We start from the raw sequence: 14,495 nt of genomic DNA, 5'->3' as shown, positions 1-14,495 counted from the left end.
CAGGCCCAACGGTCACGTGACTACCGACAGCGCGGGGAGTCCGCAACGGCCAACTCACCAACCGCAACGGCCAACTCAGCAACCGCAGCAGCCAACTCACCTGCGTGTCCGGCGAGTTGGCCGTTGCGGTGCGTGAGTTGGCTGCTGCGAGCGGTAAGTTGGCCGTTCCTGTCCCGGCAGACCAGCCACCACTGCCACGCCGACCGAAGAACTGTCCCTGTAGTACTAGCCGTCGATGCGGAAGAGCAGGTCGGTGACCCACTGTGTGGGGTCCGGGACCTCGCGGGGGTTGCTGCGCAGCACTTCCAGGCGGCAGCCCCAGACCTCCCCGTCGGAGCCGTCGGTGCGGTCCCAGGTGAGACCTTCGGCGGCACCCCAGGCGAGGACGGCCTCGGTGGCGGCGGCGAGGCCGCCGGGAGCGCCGACGTAGGTGTCCAGGACGTACCGGCCCGCCGGGAGTTCGCCGAGGAAGGCAGGCTCGTCCGGGGTGTGCTCGCCGTCGATGGGGACGCCGGCTTCGACGGTGAACCGCGGGCCGGGGTGCAGCACCCGGTAGCGGAAGAACGGGGCTCCGGCCAGGGCGACGCCGCCGGTGGCGAGGGTGCCGATCAGGGGTGGCAGCCGGTCGGCGATCCGCGGGAAGTCCGGGATGCCGACGGTGGCGCGTTCGGCGACGTAGCGCTGGGCGGGCCGCTCGACCACGGCAGGCATCAGGCGAAGTCCTCCGGTCCGAGCATCGGGCGGACCTCGATGCTGCCGTAGGTCGCGGCGGGGTGGCGGGCCGCGAGTTCGAGAGCTTCGTCGAGGTCGGCGCAGTCGAGGACGACGAAGCCGCCGATCTGTTCCTTGGCTTCGGTGAACGGCCCGTCGGTGAGCAGCACCTCACCTTCGCGGACGCGGATCGTGGTGGCTTCCGACGGCGGGCGCAGGCCGCCACCACCGCGGATCTTCCCGCGGCGTTCCATGTCCTCGCTCCAGCCGCCGCAGCCGTCGTGAGCATGTTCTTCGGCGGTTTCGTCGCCGCAGATCATCAGCAGGTACTGCATGTCAGCATCCTTTCAGGACTTCGCGCAGGCGCGCGGCGAAGGCTTCCGCGTCGGTGTCGAATCCGCCGTGGCCCCCGGGGAACACCTCGGTGCCGACGCCGAGGGCCGCGGCCAGCCCGACGGCGGCCTGGTGGACCGGCAGCGCGGCGGACTCCTCGCCGACGGCGACCACCAGCCGCGCCGGTGTCGCCCGGAGCGTGTCGAGGTCGGGTTCGTAGGCGCCGGTCGCGGGCATGAGGTGGCCGAAGAAGTAGGCGAAGTTGGCTTCGGCGCGCGGGTCGAGCGGCGGGGCGGGGTCGACGCCGACGACCTTCATGAACGCGGCGAAGGCGGCGGCGAGGCCGTGGTCGCGGAACAGGGCCGGGATGTCGGGTCCGTTCCGGACGTCGGCGGGCAGGTAACGGGTGACCGGCGGTTCGTGCAGCACGACCGTGCGGACGTCGGCGGGGTGGTGACGCAGGAGCTCGAGCAGGGTGATCGCGCCGCCGCTGCTGGCCAGGACGTCGGCGGGGCCGACTTCGCCGAGCAGCCGGTGCACGTCGTCGGCGTGGTCGCGGACGGTGTCCTGGCCGGGGGCGCCGTCGAGGGGACTGCGGGACAGGCCGCGCGGGTCGTAGGTGACGACGGTGTGGTCGTCGGCAAGCAGTGGCCGGATGTGCGTGAACACCTGGGCGTCGGCGGGTCCGCCGGGGACCAGCAGCAACACCGGGCCGTGGATGTCGTAGGTGAGGGTGGCGCCGGGGACGGCGAGGGTCGTCATGGGAGTTCCTCCGGTGGTCGGGCTTCACCCGCCCGACGAACGGCGTCGCCCGGGACCGACACCAGTTCCGAAATTCTTCGCGTGAGGTAGGTGCGTTCGGCTTCGGTGCCGGCGAGGTCGCGGGCCTCGGCGTAGCTGTGGGCGGCTTCGGCGTGGCGGCCGAGGCAGCGGAGGAAGTCGGCACGGGTGGCCGCCAGCAGGTGATAGCCCGCCAGCGGCAGCGCGTCGAGGAGGGCGAGCCCGGCGGCCGGTCCGTCGGCCATGCCGATCGCGATGGCGCGGTTGAGTTCGACGACGGCGCTGGGGACGTGCTTGCGCAGCTGGTCGTAGAGGCCGGCGATCTGGGGCCAGTCGGTGTCGGCGGCGTGGGCGGCGGTGGCGTGGCAGGCGGCGATGGCGGCCTGGATCTGGTACGGCCCGGGCCTGCGGCGGTGCAGCGCGGTCTCCAGGACGGTGGTGCCCTCGGCGATCGCGGCGGTGTCCCAGCGGGTGCGGTCCTGCTCTTCGAGGGGGACGAGGACGCCGCCGGCGTCGACGCGGGTGGCGCGGCGGGCGTGCTGGAGCAGCATCAGGGCGAGCAGGCCGAGTGCTTCGGGTTCGTCGGGCATCAGCCCGGCGAGTACGCGGGCGAGCCGGAGCGCCTCGGCGGCGAGGTCCGGGCGGAGCAGATCGGGCCCGGCGCTGGCGGAGTAGCCCTCGTTGAACGTCAGGTAGAGGACGCCGAGCACGGCGCTGGTGCGTTCGGGCAGCAGGTGCGGGGGCGGGACGCGGTAGGGGATGCGGGCGTGGCGGATCTTGCGCTTCACCCGCACGAGCCGCTGGGACATGGTCGCTTCGGGGACGAGGAAGGCGCGGGCGATTTCGGCGGTGGAGAGGCCGGCGAGGGTGCGCAGCGCGAGCGCGACCTGGGCTTCGGTGGCCAGCGCGGGGTGGCAGCAGGTGAAGATGAGCCGCAGCCGGTCGTCGGTGACGCCGCTGTCGTCGGGTTCGGGTTCGTCGGGGACTCGCACGAGGCCGGCCTCCCTGAGCTTGGCGGCGCCGACGGCGTCGCGGCGGAGCCGGTCGGTGGCGCGGTGGCGGGCGGCGGTGGTCAGCCAGGCGCCCGGCCGGTCGGGGATGCCGTCGCGGGGCCACGTGCGCAGGGCGAGGGCGAAGGCTTCCTGGGCGCACTCCTCGGCCAGGTCCCAGTCGCCGGTGATCCGGATGAGCGTGGCCACGACCTGGCCCCACTCCTCGCGGAACGCCTCGGCGACCGCGGTCTCGACATCCACCACCCGCTCCTTTCCGGCCGGTCAGCTCCCCGACGAACGGGACGGTCCGGGACCGACAGCCGCGGCGTGACACGCGCCGAACCCGTCGGCGCGCACGACGATCCGGCCGGCTTCGACACGGACGGCGGTCTCGGTGGCGTCGCTGACGGCGGTGACGCCGGCGGCCGCCGCGAGTTCGCCACCGGCGTCGCAGACCAGGCGCAGGCGGGGCCGGGCCGGTGGCGCGATCGCCTGGTCGAGGCAGCCGCGCAGGTCGGCGACGGCGAGCCGGGCCAGCGGGGCGAGTTCGCCGGGGTCGCTGGTGACGAGCACGGCGGTGACGTCGGCGCCGGTGCGGAGGGCCTCTTCGAAGGCGGCGGCGCGGTGCAGGCCGAGGACGGTGACGACGCCGTCGCCGGGCCGGAAGGCTTCGCCGGTCAGCAAGTCGGTCGCCGTCGGGGGCTGCCACGGCGCGCTCGCGGGCCGGGCCTGGGTGGTGATCGGCGGCTCGGCCGGCCAGTCGTCGCTCAGGCCGAGGTCGAGCAGGGCGGCGCAGGCGGTGACGAGGTGGAACGGCTCGCCGAAGCCCGGTGCGGCGGAGGCGAGCTGGCTCGCGCCGTGCAGCGTGGTGAGCGCGGCTTCGGCGACCCGCACGAGACGGCGGCCCGGGCGGACGCGTTCGAGAGCGAGGCCGAGCAGGATCGCGTCGACGCGCATGAGCTCGGCGAAGGGCCGGCGGGTGTGCTCGTCGGCGAGGACCTCGGGCAGCAGGTCGCGGGCGAGGCGGGCCTCTTCGCTGTCGCTGTCGGTGGACAGCGGGAGCCGGGCGATCCAGGCGCGGGCGAACGCGGCCAGGACGTCGGCCGCGGACGGGTCCCGCGGTGGGGTGGCGGGCCGGGGCGCGCGTTCGGCGAGGTCGGCCAGTACCGCGAAGTACAGGGCGCGTTTGCCGGGGAAGTTGGAGTAGACCGCGCCGCGGGTGAGTTCGGCGCGTTCGGCGATGACGTCGATCTTCGCCTCGCGGAAGCCGCGGCGGGCGAACTCGTCGCGGGCGGCGGTGAGCACCTTGGCGCGGTTGCGTTCCTGGGTCTGCGCCCTGCTGAGCCTGACCATGGTCCTCCTTGCCGTGGGATCGCGAGCCAAGATACCGTGACCACTGAGATGATTAGAACATCTGATATCAACATCTGGAGTGGTGGATGACCCCCGAGATCGACTTGACCGAACCGAAGGTGCTGACCGACCCGTTCACCGCCTACGACCACGCGCGGGAAGCGAGCGCGGTGGCCAGGCTGGTCATCCCCGGGTTCGGCCCGTTCTGGGCCGTGACCCGCTACGCCGAAGCGCGCGCGATGCTGGGCGACGCCCGGTTCGAGGTGAACTCCGGCAGTTTTATGCGGCCGCCGGGCATCCCCGACCACTGCCTCGCGTACCTGGAGACGATGGCCGAGAAGGACGGCCAAGAGCACCTGCGGCTGCGGCGCCTGGTCGCCCCGGCGTTCACGCCGAAGCGGGCCGCGCAGCTGCGGCCCCGGCTGGCGGCGATCACCGCCCGGCTGCTCGACGAACTGCCGGGGCACGCCGAGGACGGCGTCGTCGACCTGGTTCCGCACTTCGCGCGGCCGCTGCCGATCGACGTCATCTGCGAGCTGGTCGGCATTCCCGAAGCCGACCGGCCCCGCTGGCGCGGCTATGGCGCCGCGGTCTCGAGCGGGGTGGGGCCGGACTTCGCCGCGGCGATCCCGGCGATCATCGAAGGCGCGAAGGAAGCCGTGGCGCGCAGCCGGGCCGAGCCGGGCGACGACCTCATCGGCGACCTGGTGCGGATCCAGGCCGAGGACGGTGACCGGCTCACCGACACCGAGCTGGTCACCCTGGTCTGGCACCTGGTCCTGGGTGGGCAGACACCGGTGAACCTCATCGCCAACGCCGTCGAAGCGCTGCTGCGGCACCCGGACCAGCTGGCCCTCTTGCGTGCGGACGCCGGGTGGTGGCCGGGGGCGGTCGAGGAGCTGATGCGCTGGTGCAGCCCGCAGCTGCTGACCACGCCGCGGTTCGCGCGCGAGGACGTCGAGATCGGCGGGGAGCTGATCCGCGAGGGCGAGCGGGTGACGGCGGCGATGGTGGCCGCCGACCGCGACCCGCGGGCGTTCGACGACCCGGACCGCTTCGACGTCACCCGCTCGGGGCCGGCGCAGCTGGGCTTCTCGCACGGGCCGCACTTCTGCCTGGGCGCTTCGATTTCGCGGGTGCAGACCGAGGTGGCGCTGTCGTCGCTGTTCGCGCGCTTCCCGGACCTGGCGCTCACCGAGGACGTTCCGCGGGCGCCCGACGGCGGGACCTGGCGCCCGGCGCGGCTATTGCTGGCGCTCCGACCGCCGGTCCGCACGTCTTGAATGACTCATTCCTGGCGTCGCACGCCAGGAATGAGTCATTCAAGACGCCGGGGGCGGGTGCTGACCAGCGCTTCGATGCCGTCGAGGACCCGGGCCAGGCCGAAGCGGAAGGTGTAGGCCGGGTTCTCGGCGGCGTTGTGGGCCTCACCGGCAGCTTGGCCGACGCGGGAGGAGATCGGGTAGTGCGCCGCGTCGGCGGCCGGGATGCCGGCCAGCACCGGCCACGCGCGCTCCCACCACTGGGCGTCGGTCAGCCCGGTGGCGCGGACGAGTCGGGCGTTGTCGAGGGAGCTGCGCGCGGTGGCGCGGACCAGGCCGGTGACGAGGCTGACCACGGCGTCCATCTCGACGTCGCCGAGGCCGATGCCGTCGATCGCGCGCAGCTCCCGCTCGTACTTGGCGAAGCTGTGCGGGCCCAGTGCCGACCGGCTGGTGGTGACCTGCAGCAGCCAGGGGTGGCGGTGGAACAGCGTCCACTGGTCTTCGGCGATGGCGGTCAGCGCGGCCCGCCAGCCGAGCCCCTCTTCGGGAGCCGCCAGTTCGCCGTGGACGTGGTCGATCATCAGGTCCAGCAGCTCCGCCCGGCCCGGCACATAGGTGTAGAGCGACATGGGGGAGACGCCGAGCTGTTCGGCGACCCGGCGGATGGTGACGGCCTCGATGCCGTCGGCGTCGGCCAGCGCCACCGCCGTGTGCACGACGTCGGCGGTGGCCAGCTTGGGTTTCGGGCCGCGGCGCGGGGGTGCCGCGACGCCCCAGAGCAGCTCGATCGCCCGCCGCGGGTCGCCGTCACCGTTCTCCTGCGTGCTCACGCCGGTCATTCTGCCCACCCGATTTCCGTACGACGTACAGAGTTGTGCTAACCTCTTCTTCGTACAGCGTACAGAGTTAGTGGGGGACGATGACCGCACACATTCACGCCGAGGGACTCCGCAAGCGCTACGGCGACGCGTACGCCCTCGAGGGGTTCGATCTCTCCGTCCCGGCCGGCACCCTGTGCGGCCTGCTGGGACCCAACGGTGCGGGCAAGACGACCGCGGTCCGCGTCCTCTCGACGCTGCTGCGCCACGACGGCGGTGTCGCCCGGGTGGCCGGGTTCGACGTCGCCACCGAACCGGCGAAAGTGCGTGCTTCGATCGGGCTGGTCGGGCAGCAGGCCGCCGTCGACGAAATCCTGTCCGGACGGCAGAACCTGATCCTCTTCGGCCGGCTGCACCACCTGGGCCGGCGCGAGGCCACCCGCCGCGCCGACGACCTGCTCGAACGGTTCGACCTCGCCGATACCGGGTCGAAGCCGGTGTCGGCCTACTCGGGCGGGATGCGGCGGCGGCTCGACCTGGCCGCCTCGCTCCTGGCGGCGCCGCGGGTGCTGTTCCTCGACGAGCCGACGACCGGGCTGGACCCGCGCAGCCGCGCCGAGGTCTGGCGGGCGGTGCGGTCGCTGGTCGCGGACGGCACGACGGTGCTGCTCACGACGCAGTACCTGGAGGAGGCCGACCGGCTGGCCGACCGGATTTCCCTCGTCGAGCACGGCCGGGTGATCGCCGAAGGCTCCCCGGCGCAGCTGAAGGGCTCGCTGGGGGCGACCCGGATCGAGCTGGTGCTCACCGACCCCGACGCCCTCGGCGCCGCGGCCGGGCTGCTCGCCCGGGTCACCGGCGCCGAGCCGGTCACCGAAGAACTGCGGGTGAGCGCGCCGGCCGAGCCGTCGATGCTGACCGACGTCGTGCGTGAACTGGCCGCGACCGAGCTGGCGTTCGCCGATGTCGCGCTGCGGCATCCGACGCTCGACGAAGTGTTCCTGGAGCTGACGGGGAAGGTGTCGCGATGAGGTGGGCGCTCGAAGACGGCTGGACGCTGACCCAGCGCTATCTGGCGCAACTGGGCCGGCGCCCGGCCCGCCTGGCCGGCGTGGTGGCCTTCCCGATCCTGATGGTGCTGATCTTCGCCTACCTGCTCGGCGGCGGGATGAGCGTGCCCGGCGGCGGCTCCTACCGCGAGTTCCTGATGCCGGGGATGTTCGCGATGACCATGGCCTTCGGGCTCTCGGGGACGATGATCGCGGTGCTGGACGACACCGGCAAGGGCGTCACCGACCGGTTCCGGTCGCTGCCGATGGCGCCGTCGGCGGTGTTCACCGGGCGGGTGGCGGCGGATCTGGTGAACGCGGTGCTCGCGCTGGCGGTGCTGGTCGGCTGCGGGCTCGCCGTCGGCTGGCGCCCGCACGGCAGCCCGGGCGAGACCCTCGCGGCGCTCGGCCTGCTGCTCCTGTTGCGGATGGCGCTGGTGTGGGCCGGGATCTACCTGGGCCTGCTGACGTCGGATCCGTCGATGGTGTCGCTGGCGCAGACCCTCGAATTCCCGTTCGGGTTCCTTTCCGGGGCGTTCGTGGCGACCTCGACGATGCCGGCCTGGCTGGGAGCCGTGGCAGAGTGGAACCCGTTGTCCGCCACGGTGACCGCGGCGCGGGTGCTGTTCGGCAACCCGGGCGCGGCCGGCACGTCCTGGGTGAGCTCGCACGCGGTGCCGATGGCCGTGGTCTGGCCGCTGGTGCTGCTGGCGGTGTTCGTGCCGTTGTCGGTGCGCCGGTACGGGAGGCTGGGGAACTGAACGTCCACTTCGAACCGGGCGAACCACCGCGGGCGGGACGCCTGGTGGTCGACGGCCGCGAGCTGTCCATTGCGGACGGTCTGCCGGAACTGCTGGCCGGCGCCGACGCCTTCTGGGCGACGGCGGCGCAGGCAGCGGTGCGGCTGGTCGCCGCGGGGCGGCTGCTGCCGGGGGTCACCGCGGCCGGGCACGACGCCTGGCGCGCCGGGCCGCTGGAACCGGCGGAAGCCGCGTGGCTGCGCGACCTCGCGGCCGCGATGCCCCCGGACGACCGCGCGCCGGGGCCGCTGCTGCGGGCGTTCCTCGACGCCGTCGCCGACACGCTGCCCCGCACTCCCGCCGCGGCCAAGGCGGCCGGGACGCGGTTGTTCGCCGCCGTCGCGCCCCAGCGCGCGGATTCCCTGCGCGTCTGGGCGGACGATCTGGCCGCCGGCCTGGACTCGGGAATCCGGGTGTCGCTGCGGCTCGAAGCCCCGGACGGGTTCGGCTCCGGCCGCTTCCACGCCGTGGTCCAGGTGCACAGCCTGGCCGACCCCGGGCAGGTCGCCGACGCGGCGGAGCTGTGGGAGACCGGGCGGTTCGGGCCGCGGGCGCGCATCGACGTCCTGCTGGCCCTGCGCCGCGGCGCGCAGGTGTGGCCGGCGCTGGGACCGCTGCTGACCTCGGCCGTGCCGGCCGAGCTGGAGCTGGCCGAGGACGACGTCACCGAGCTGGTCGCGGCCGCGGCGCCACGGCTGGCGGCGGCCGGGATCGACGTGCACTGGCCCGCCGAGCTGGCGGGGTCGCTGACCGCGCGGGCCGTCGTCCGCGCCGGGGACACCCCGGGTGACCTGCCGTCGTTCTTCGGCGGCGGGCGCGCCCTGGCGTTCGACTGGCAGCTCGCCCTGGGCGGTGCGGTGCTGACCGAGGCGGAGCTGGACGCGCTCGCCGAGGCACGCCGCCCGGTGGTGCGGCTGCGCGATGGGTGGGTGCTGGTCGACCCGGCGCTGGCGGCGAAGGCGCGGGAGCGGGCCCTCAAACCGCTGACCCCGGTCGACGCGCTGGGCGCGGTGCTGTCGGGGAGCACCGAGGTCGACGGCGAGGTGGTCGAGGTCGTCACCGACGGCTGGCTGGCGCGGCTGCGGGAACGGCTGTCCGAGCCTCCGGAACCACCGGCGCCGCCGGCCGGGCTGGCCGCGACGCTGCGGGACTACCAGCTGCGGGGGCTGCAGTGGCTGGCCACCGTCACCGGGCTCGGCCTCGGCGGGTGCCTCGCCGACGACATGGGCCTGGGCAAGACGGTCACCCTGATCGCGCTGCACCTGCACCGGGCTGCGGGGGCGACCTTGGTGGTGTGCCCGGCTTCGCTGCTGGGCAACTGGGAACGCGAGATCCGCCGGTTCGCCCCCGGCGTGCCGGTGCGGCGCTTCCACGGCAGCGCCCGGTCCCTGGACGACGTCGAGGATGCCGCCGGGTTCGTCCTCACGACCTACGGCACGCTGCGCACCGATCCGGCGCCGCTGGCCGGGGTGCGGTGGGGGCTGCTGGTCGCCGACGAGGCCCAGCACGTCAAGAACCACCGCTCGGGTACGGCGAAGGCGCTGCGGCTGGTGCCGTCGGCGGCGCGGGTGGCGCTGACCGGCACGCCGGTGGAGAACACGCTCTCGGAACTGTGGGCGATCCTCGACTGGACCACGCCCGGGCTGCTGGGGTCGCTGAGCGAGTTCCGGACGCGCTGGGCGAAGCCGATCGAGGCCGGGGATCCGGTGGCGGCGGACCGGCTTTCGCGGTTGCTGCGGCCGTTCCTGCTGCGGCGCCGGAAATCCGATCCGGGGATCGCGCCCGAGTTGCCGGCGAAGACCGAGACCGACCGGCCGGTGGCGCTCAGCACGGACCAGGTGGCGCTGTACGAGGCGGTCGTGCGGGAGATGATGGCCGACATCGCCGCCAGCGACGGCATGGCCCGCCGCGGCCGGATCGTCAAGCTGCTGACCGCGCTCAAGCAGATCTGCAACCACCCGGCGCAGTACCTCAAAGAGCCCGGTGGCCGGTCGGGCAAGGTGGACCTGCTCGACGAGCTGCTGGACACGATCCTCACCACCGGCGGCGCGGTGCTGGTGTTCACCCAGTACGTCGCCATGGCGCGGCTGCTGGAGAAGCACCTGGCCGGGCGCGGGATCGCGACGCAGCTGCTGCACGGCGGGACGCCGGTGGCGCGTCGGGAGGAGCTCGTGGCGCGGTTCCAGGACGGTGCGGTACCGGTGTTCCTGCTGTCGCTGAAGGCGGCCGGGACCGGGCTGAACCTCACGCGCGCCGACCACGTCGTGCACTTCGACCGCTGGTGGAACCCGGCGGTGGAGGACCAGGCGACCGACCGGGCGTACCGGATCGGGCAGACCCGGCCGGTCCAGGTGCACCGGCTCGTCGCCGAGGGCACGGTCGAAGACCGGATCGCGGCGATGCTGCGGGAGAAGCGGGCACTGGCCGAGGCCGTGCTGGCCGGCGGCGAGGCCGCGTTGACGGAACTGTCGGACACCGAGCTGGCCGAGCTCGTCGAGCTGAGGAGCCGCGGATGAGCGACGACCGGGTACGCGGCTTTCCCGCGTTCGGCGCGGCCGGGCACCTCGCCCGTTCGTGGTGGGGCCGGGCGTGGGTGCACGCGATGGAGGACACCGCGCTGGACCTGCGTCAGCTGAAGAAGGGCCGCAAATACGCCGCGGCCGGCCTGGTCGGCCCGATCACGGTCAGCCCGGGCCGGATCGCGGCGGTGGTCGAGGACGCCGACGGCGGCCCGTACCGCACGCAGCTGCGGCTGGCGGAACTGCCGGAGGCGGACTGGACGCGGTTGCTCGACCGCGTCGCCTCCCGCGCGGGGCACCTGGCGGCGCTGCTGGACCGCGACCTGCCCCCCGACCTGGTCGAGGCGGCCGGCGTCGACCTCCTGCCGGGCATCGGTGACCTCGATCCCGAGTGCGACTGCCCGGGCTGGGAGCTGCCGTGCCGGCACGCGGCGGCGTTGTCGTTCCAGGCTTCCTGGCTGCTCGACGCGGACCCGTTCCTGCTGCTGCTGATGCGCGGCAAGGGGGAGCGGGAGATCCGCGACGAGCTGGAGAGCCGCACGGCGCCGGTGCCGGTCGCGGAACCGGCGGCGGACCGGGTGCCGGGCGAGCTGCCCGACCTGGCCGCGTTCCGGCCGTCGGGAGCCCCGTCGATCCCGGCGGCACCCGGGGTGCCGGCCGAGACGTTCGCGCTGCTGGTGGCCAACGCCGCCGGACAGGCGCGGGCGTTGTCGGAGGGGCGGCCGTGGCCGGGGCGGCGGCACGACGCGGTCCGCTTGGCCGCGGAGTTCCCCTCGGCGGCGGCGCGGCTGGGTGCGGGGTCGGCGCGGGCGGTTGCGGCGTGGCGGTACGGCGGGCAGGACGGCCTGGAGGTGCTGGAGACGCCGTGGACGCCGCCGAAAGCCGTGGTGGCGGCCGCGCGGGCGGCACTGGCGGAGGCCGAGGAGGAGCCGGTGTTCGAGCGGAACCGGTGCACGGTCGGCGAGGTGCAGCTGAGGCTGGATCGCCGGGGCCGGTGGCACCCGTACCGGCGCGAGGGGGACGAGTGGTGGCCGGCGGGGGCGCCGGAGAACGATCCGGGGTTGCTGGTGGGCTGAAATCCGTCACTTTGCCCCGTATCCAGCGCGGTACTCGTTGTCTCCTGTCCCCTGACGGCGGGTTCCGCCGGGCCACTGGGGGTGCGGGCGCGCGGGTTCCTTTCCGCGCGCCCGCCCGGTTTCCGCCGGTGACCGACAGAGTTCGAGAAGATCCCGCCGTCGTGGCTGGAGGGGGCCCGCGGGTCCCCTCCAGCGTCAGGCCGTCGCCTTCGCCGCGTAGTCCTTGACCCGCATCGAGTCGTGCATGCGCACGCCGCCGGTGTTGAGCTTCGCGATCGCCCGCGTCAGCCCGGCAGGCAGTGCCGAGACCAGCTGCCCGCCGCGGGCCAGCGCCCACACCCCGGAGCGCGACGCCGGGATCAGGCTTCGCGCGGCGCCCATCGCGAACGCCCGGCTGCGGCGCACCAGTTCGCCCATCTCCCGCTCGTAGGCGGCGAAGGCACGCTCGTGGTCCCCGTTCGCCTCGGCCAGCTCGCCGGCCAGGACGTACGCGCCGAGAACGGCGAGGCTCGTGCTGCCCCCGACCGCCGGGCCGGGGCAGTATCCGGCGTCGCCGACGAGCGTCACCCTCCCGCGGGACCACGTGTCCAGCCGCAGCTGGGTGATCGAGTCGAAGTAGAACGGGCCCGGGCCGTCGAGGCCGGCCAGCCAGCCGGCGACCTGCGGGTGCATCCCCGAGAAAGCTGCCCGGAGCAGTTGCTGCTGCCGCGGGACGTCCCGGTGGTGGTAGTCGAGCGGCTCGTCGCGGCGGAACAGGAACACCGCGCGCGCGTCGTCCAGGTGCCCGGCGCTGTAGAGGGAGGCGGTGCGGCCGGGACCGAGGTGGGTGACGGCTTCGCCGTCGAGGCCGAGGGCGTCCGGCAGGGACAGCACCGCAAGGTACGCGCCGATGAACGTCGTCAGCCCGGCCTCGTCCCCGAACACCAGGCGCCGGACGTTCGAGTGCAGCCCGTCGGCCCCGACGACGAGGTCGAAGCGGCGTGCCGGCGCGTGCTCGAAGGTGACGTCGCCGTCGGGGGAGATGCCGGTGATCGAGTCGCCGAAGAGGTACTCGACGGCGTCGCGGCCGGCGTCGTAGTAGATCTCGCTGAGGTCGTCGCGCATCACCTCGACGTGCCGGTCGGAGGTGGCCTGGAAGACCTTCGCCAGGTCCACCCGGATGGGCTTGTCGCTGCCTTCGCGGTGCACCGTCATCCGGGTGGTGCCGGTGGCGACGGCCGCCACCCGCGGCAGGACGCCCATCCGTTCGGTGATGTCCATGGCCGGCCGGAACAGGTCGACGGCATGGCCGCCGGTCTTGCGCAGGGCCGGCGCGCGCTCCACGACGGTGACGGCGAAGCCGTGGCGGGTGAGCCAGTACGCCAGCACCGGGCCGGCGATGCTGGCGCCGGAGACGAGGATCCGCACGAGTACCTCCCTGACTTAACGGTAGGTAAGTTGTACCACAGTTCCTTACCTATCGTTAAGTCAGTTATGCTGGGGCGGTGCCGAAGCCCTCCGACACCAAGCAGCGCATCCTCGACGTCGCCCGCGACCTGTTCACCAGCCAAGGCGTCCAGCGCACCAGCCTCCAGGACATCGCCGACCGGCTCGGCATCACCAAACCCGCGCTCTACTACCACTTCCAGTCCCGCGAAGACCTGGTCCGCAGCATCGTGCAACCCCTGCTCGACGACGGCGAGAAGTTCCTCCTCGACCAGGAAGCCCGCGGCGACGCGCCGGTGCGCGAGCTGATCGAAGGCTTCTTCGACTTCAACTACCGCCACCGCGCCGACGTCGTCATGCTGCTGTCCGAGCTGCCGACCCTGGCCGACCTCGGGCTCGTCGACCGCGTCCTGGGCTGGCGGACCCGCCTCACCGAGCTGATCAGCGGCCCGTCGCCGACCCTCGAACAGCAGGCCAGGGCGATCCTGGCCCTCGGCGGCCTGCAGGACGTCTGCATGCAGTTCCCCGACGTCCCCGTCGCCGACCTCAAGGCCGCCGCGGTCGCCGGCGCCCTCGACGCACTCGGCCGCTGAGAATCTCCCCGGCGTGTGTCGAGAACGCTCCGCCGGCTCCGTCCCAGGGGCAGAAGCAACCACGAAGGCCCCGGCACGGAGAAGGAGACCGACCATGCAGCAGAACGAGATCACCGAGGTGCTCAACCGCCCGCTCAGCCGCGAACTACTGGCCCGCGACGTGACCCGGCTGGCCTACGTCGCCAAGGACGGCACCCCGCGCTCGATCCCCATCGCCTTCACCTGGAACGGCACGCACATCGTCCTGTGCACGGCGAAGAACTCCCCGAAGCTGCCGTCCCTGCGCGCCAACCCCGCGGTCGCCCTCACCATCGACACCGAGGTGCATCCGCCCACGATCCTCCTCGTCCGCGGCCGCGCGGAACTGGACGTCGTCGACGGCATCCCGGAGGAGTACCTGCAGATGAACGGCAGCTACGAGATGACCCCCGAACAGCGGGTCGAATGGGAACGCGAGGTGCGCTCGCTCTACGACGGCATGGTCCGGATCATCATCACCCCGACCTGGGCCAAGCTGATCGACTTCGAGACCACCCTGCCCAGCGCGGTCGAGGAACTGGCCCGGCAGCGGGCCGAGCGCGTCGGCTAGCGGACCGCGGCGCGCTCGATGTTTGACTCCCGGGCCGATGCGCCCCAGTGGCGTTGGGTACGTCAGATGGTGCTGTGGCGAAGTCGTCGGATGTGGTAGCCGGGTGGTCTGCCGTGGCTTGTCGTGAGTGGTATTTAGGGTTAGAACCCTAAATACCACTCACGACAAGCCACGGCAGGACGGTAAGCCGGA

General features: G+C 73.3%; 14 protein-coding genes. 7 read left to right on the top strand and 7 right to left on the bottom strand.

The genetic code is table 11. From position 1 onward, the window contains the following. Positions 1–225 precede the first annotated feature (225 nt). Genes ACLJQF_RS38220 through ACLJQF_RS38200 form a run of 5 tightly spaced genes read right to left on the bottom strand, consistent with a single transcriptional unit; the run spans position 226 to position 4,169 of the window. Positions 226–711, bottom strand: coding sequence for an AraC family transcriptional regulator (locus ACLJQF_RS38220; protein WP_410615162.1), 486 nt, complete (start codon positions 709–711; stop codon positions 226–228). Next, positions 711–1,046, bottom strand: a complete 336-nt coding sequence (locus ACLJQF_RS38215) for a YciI family protein (protein WP_410615161.1) — start codon at positions 1,044–1,046, stop codon at positions 711–713. Before ACLJQF_RS38215 ends, ACLJQF_RS38220 begins: the two co-directional genes overlap by 1 nt. 1 nt (position 1,047) lies before the next feature. Beyond that, positions 1,048–1,806: an alpha/beta fold hydrolase gene (locus tag ACLJQF_RS38210; RefSeq protein ID WP_410615160.1), complete on the bottom strand. Its 759-nt coding sequence runs from the start codon at positions 1,804–1,806 to the stop codon at positions 1,048–1,050. Further along, positions 1,803–3,077, bottom strand: coding sequence for an RNA polymerase sigma factor (locus tag ACLJQF_RS38205; protein ID WP_410615159.1), 1,275 nt, complete (start codon positions 3,075–3,077; stop codon positions 1,803–1,805). The genes ACLJQF_RS38210 and ACLJQF_RS38205 overlap by 4 nt, the downstream gene beginning before the upstream one ends. Positions 3,078–3,098: 21 nt before the next feature. Next, the gene (locus tag ACLJQF_RS38200) at positions 3,099–4,169 is read right to left on the bottom strand and encodes a TetR/AcrR family transcriptional regulator (protein ID WP_410615158.1); all 1,071 of its coding nucleotides are present in this window, start codon (positions 4,167–4,169) and stop codon (positions 3,099–3,101) included. 86 nt (positions 4,170–4,255) lie between these two features. Between ACLJQF_RS38200 and ACLJQF_RS38195 the strand changes: the two genes are divergently transcribed. After that, positions 4,256–5,452: a cytochrome P450 family protein gene (locus tag ACLJQF_RS38195; RefSeq protein ID WP_410615157.1), complete on the top strand. Its 1,197-nt coding sequence runs from the start codon at positions 4,256–4,258 to the stop codon at positions 5,450–5,452. Between the two features lie 35 nt (positions 5,453–5,487). On the opposite strand, the gene ACLJQF_RS38190 is transcribed toward ACLJQF_RS38195, so the two are convergent. Beyond that, complete coding sequence (locus ACLJQF_RS38190) at positions 5,488–6,273, bottom strand: TetR/AcrR family transcriptional regulator (protein ID WP_410615156.1); 786 nt, start codon at positions 6,271–6,273, stop codon at positions 5,488–5,490. Between the two features lie 80 nt (positions 6,274–6,353). Here ACLJQF_RS38190 and ACLJQF_RS38185 point away from each other — a divergent pair, with 80 nt between their 5' ends. Genes ACLJQF_RS38185 through ACLJQF_RS38170 form a run of 4 tightly spaced genes read left to right on the top strand, consistent with a single transcriptional unit; the run spans position 6,354 to position 11,696 of the window. Beyond that, positions 6,354–7,283 (top strand): ATP-binding cassette domain-containing protein, encoded by a 930-nt coding sequence (locus ACLJQF_RS38185; RefSeq protein WP_410615155.1) that lies wholly within the window; start codon positions 6,354–6,356, stop codon positions 7,281–7,283. Beyond that, positions 7,280–8,062 carry an ABC transporter permease gene (locus ACLJQF_RS38180; protein ID WP_410615154.1) on the top strand — a complete coding sequence of 261 codons (783 nt, stop codon included), beginning with the start codon at positions 7,280–7,282 and terminating at the stop codon, positions 8,060–8,062. The genes ACLJQF_RS38185 and ACLJQF_RS38180 overlap by 4 nt, the downstream gene beginning before the upstream one ends. Positions 8,063–8,106: 44 nt before the next feature. Then, the gene (locus ACLJQF_RS38175; protein ID WP_410615153.1) at positions 8,107–10,617 is read left to right on the top strand and encodes a DEAD/DEAH box helicase; all 2,511 of its coding nucleotides are present in this window, start codon (positions 8,107–8,109) and stop codon (positions 10,615–10,617) included. After that, positions 10,614–11,696, top strand: coding sequence for an SWIM zinc finger family protein (locus ACLJQF_RS38170; protein WP_410615152.1), 1,083 nt, complete (start codon positions 10,614–10,616; stop codon positions 11,694–11,696). The genes ACLJQF_RS38175 and ACLJQF_RS38170 overlap by 4 nt, the downstream gene beginning before the upstream one ends. A 195-nt stretch (positions 11,697–11,891) precedes the next feature. Here ACLJQF_RS38170 and ACLJQF_RS38165 read toward each other — a convergent pair whose 3' ends face one another. Beyond that, positions 11,892–13,103, bottom strand: coding sequence for an FAD-dependent monooxygenase (locus tag ACLJQF_RS38165; RefSeq protein ID WP_410615151.1), 1,212 nt, complete (start codon positions 13,101–13,103; stop codon positions 11,892–11,894). Between the two features lie 77 nt (positions 13,104–13,180). Between ACLJQF_RS38165 and ACLJQF_RS38160 the strand changes: the two genes are divergently transcribed. Both ACLJQF_RS38160 and ACLJQF_RS38155 read left to right on the top strand, forming a co-directional pair. Continuing rightward, complete coding sequence (locus tag ACLJQF_RS38160; RefSeq protein ID WP_410615150.1) at positions 13,181–13,714, top strand: TetR/AcrR family transcriptional regulator; 534 nt, start codon at positions 13,181–13,183, stop codon at positions 13,712–13,714. Positions 13,715–13,808: 94 nt separating this feature from the next. Continuing rightward, on the top strand, positions 13,809–14,303 hold the full coding sequence (locus ACLJQF_RS38155; protein ID WP_410615149.1) for a pyridoxamine 5'-phosphate oxidase family protein: 495 nt from the start codon (positions 13,809–13,811) through the stop codon (positions 14,301–14,303). Positions 14,304–14,495: the final 192 nt, after the last annotated feature.

The organism is Amycolatopsis sp. lyj-109 (assembly GCF_046548995.1).
Lineage (GTDB): Bacteria > Actinomycetota > Actinomycetes > Mycobacteriales > Pseudonocardiaceae > Amycolatopsis.
This window is presented reverse-complemented; position numbering and strand designations above follow the sequence as displayed.

What these genes read in the sequence shown, in the direction of transcription:
- ACLJQF_RS38220 (WP_410615162.1), bottom strand. Translation starts at nt 711, where the DNA reads ATGCCTGCCGTGGTCGAGCGGCCCGCCCAGCGCTACGTCGCCGAACGC.
- ACLJQF_RS38215 (WP_410615161.1), bottom strand. Translation starts at nt 1,046, where the DNA reads ATGCAGTACCTGCTGATGATCTGCGGCGACGAAACCGCCGAAGAACAT.
- ACLJQF_RS38210 (WP_410615160.1), bottom strand. Translation starts at nt 1,806, where the DNA reads ATGACGACCCTCGCCGTCCCCGGCGCCACCCTCACCTACGACATCCAC.
- ACLJQF_RS38200 (WP_410615158.1), bottom strand. Translation starts at nt 4,169, where the DNA reads ATGGTCAGGCTCAGCAGGGCGCAGACCCAGGAACGCAACCGCGCCAAG.
- ACLJQF_RS38195 (WP_410615157.1), top strand. Translation starts at nt 4,256, where the DNA reads ATGACCCCCGAGATCGACTTGACCGAACCGAAGGTGCTGACCGACCCG.
- ACLJQF_RS38190 (WP_410615156.1), bottom strand. Translation starts at nt 6,273, where the DNA reads ATGACCGGCGTGAGCACGCAGGAGAACGGTGACGGCGACCCGCGGCGG.
- ACLJQF_RS38185 (WP_410615155.1), top strand. Translation starts at nt 6,354, where the DNA reads ATGACCGCACACATTCACGCCGAGGGACTCCGCAAGCGCTACGGCGAC.
- ACLJQF_RS38180 (WP_410615154.1), top strand. Translation starts at nt 7,280, where the DNA reads ATGAGGTGGGCGCTCGAAGACGGCTGGACGCTGACCCAGCGCTATCTG.
- ACLJQF_RS38170 (WP_410615152.1), top strand. Translation starts at nt 10,614, where the DNA reads ATGAGCGACGACCGGGTACGCGGCTTTCCCGCGTTCGGCGCGGCCGGG.
- ACLJQF_RS38155 (WP_410615149.1), top strand. Translation starts at nt 13,809, where the DNA reads ATGCAGCAGAACGAGATCACCGAGGTGCTCAACCGCCCGCTCAGCCGC.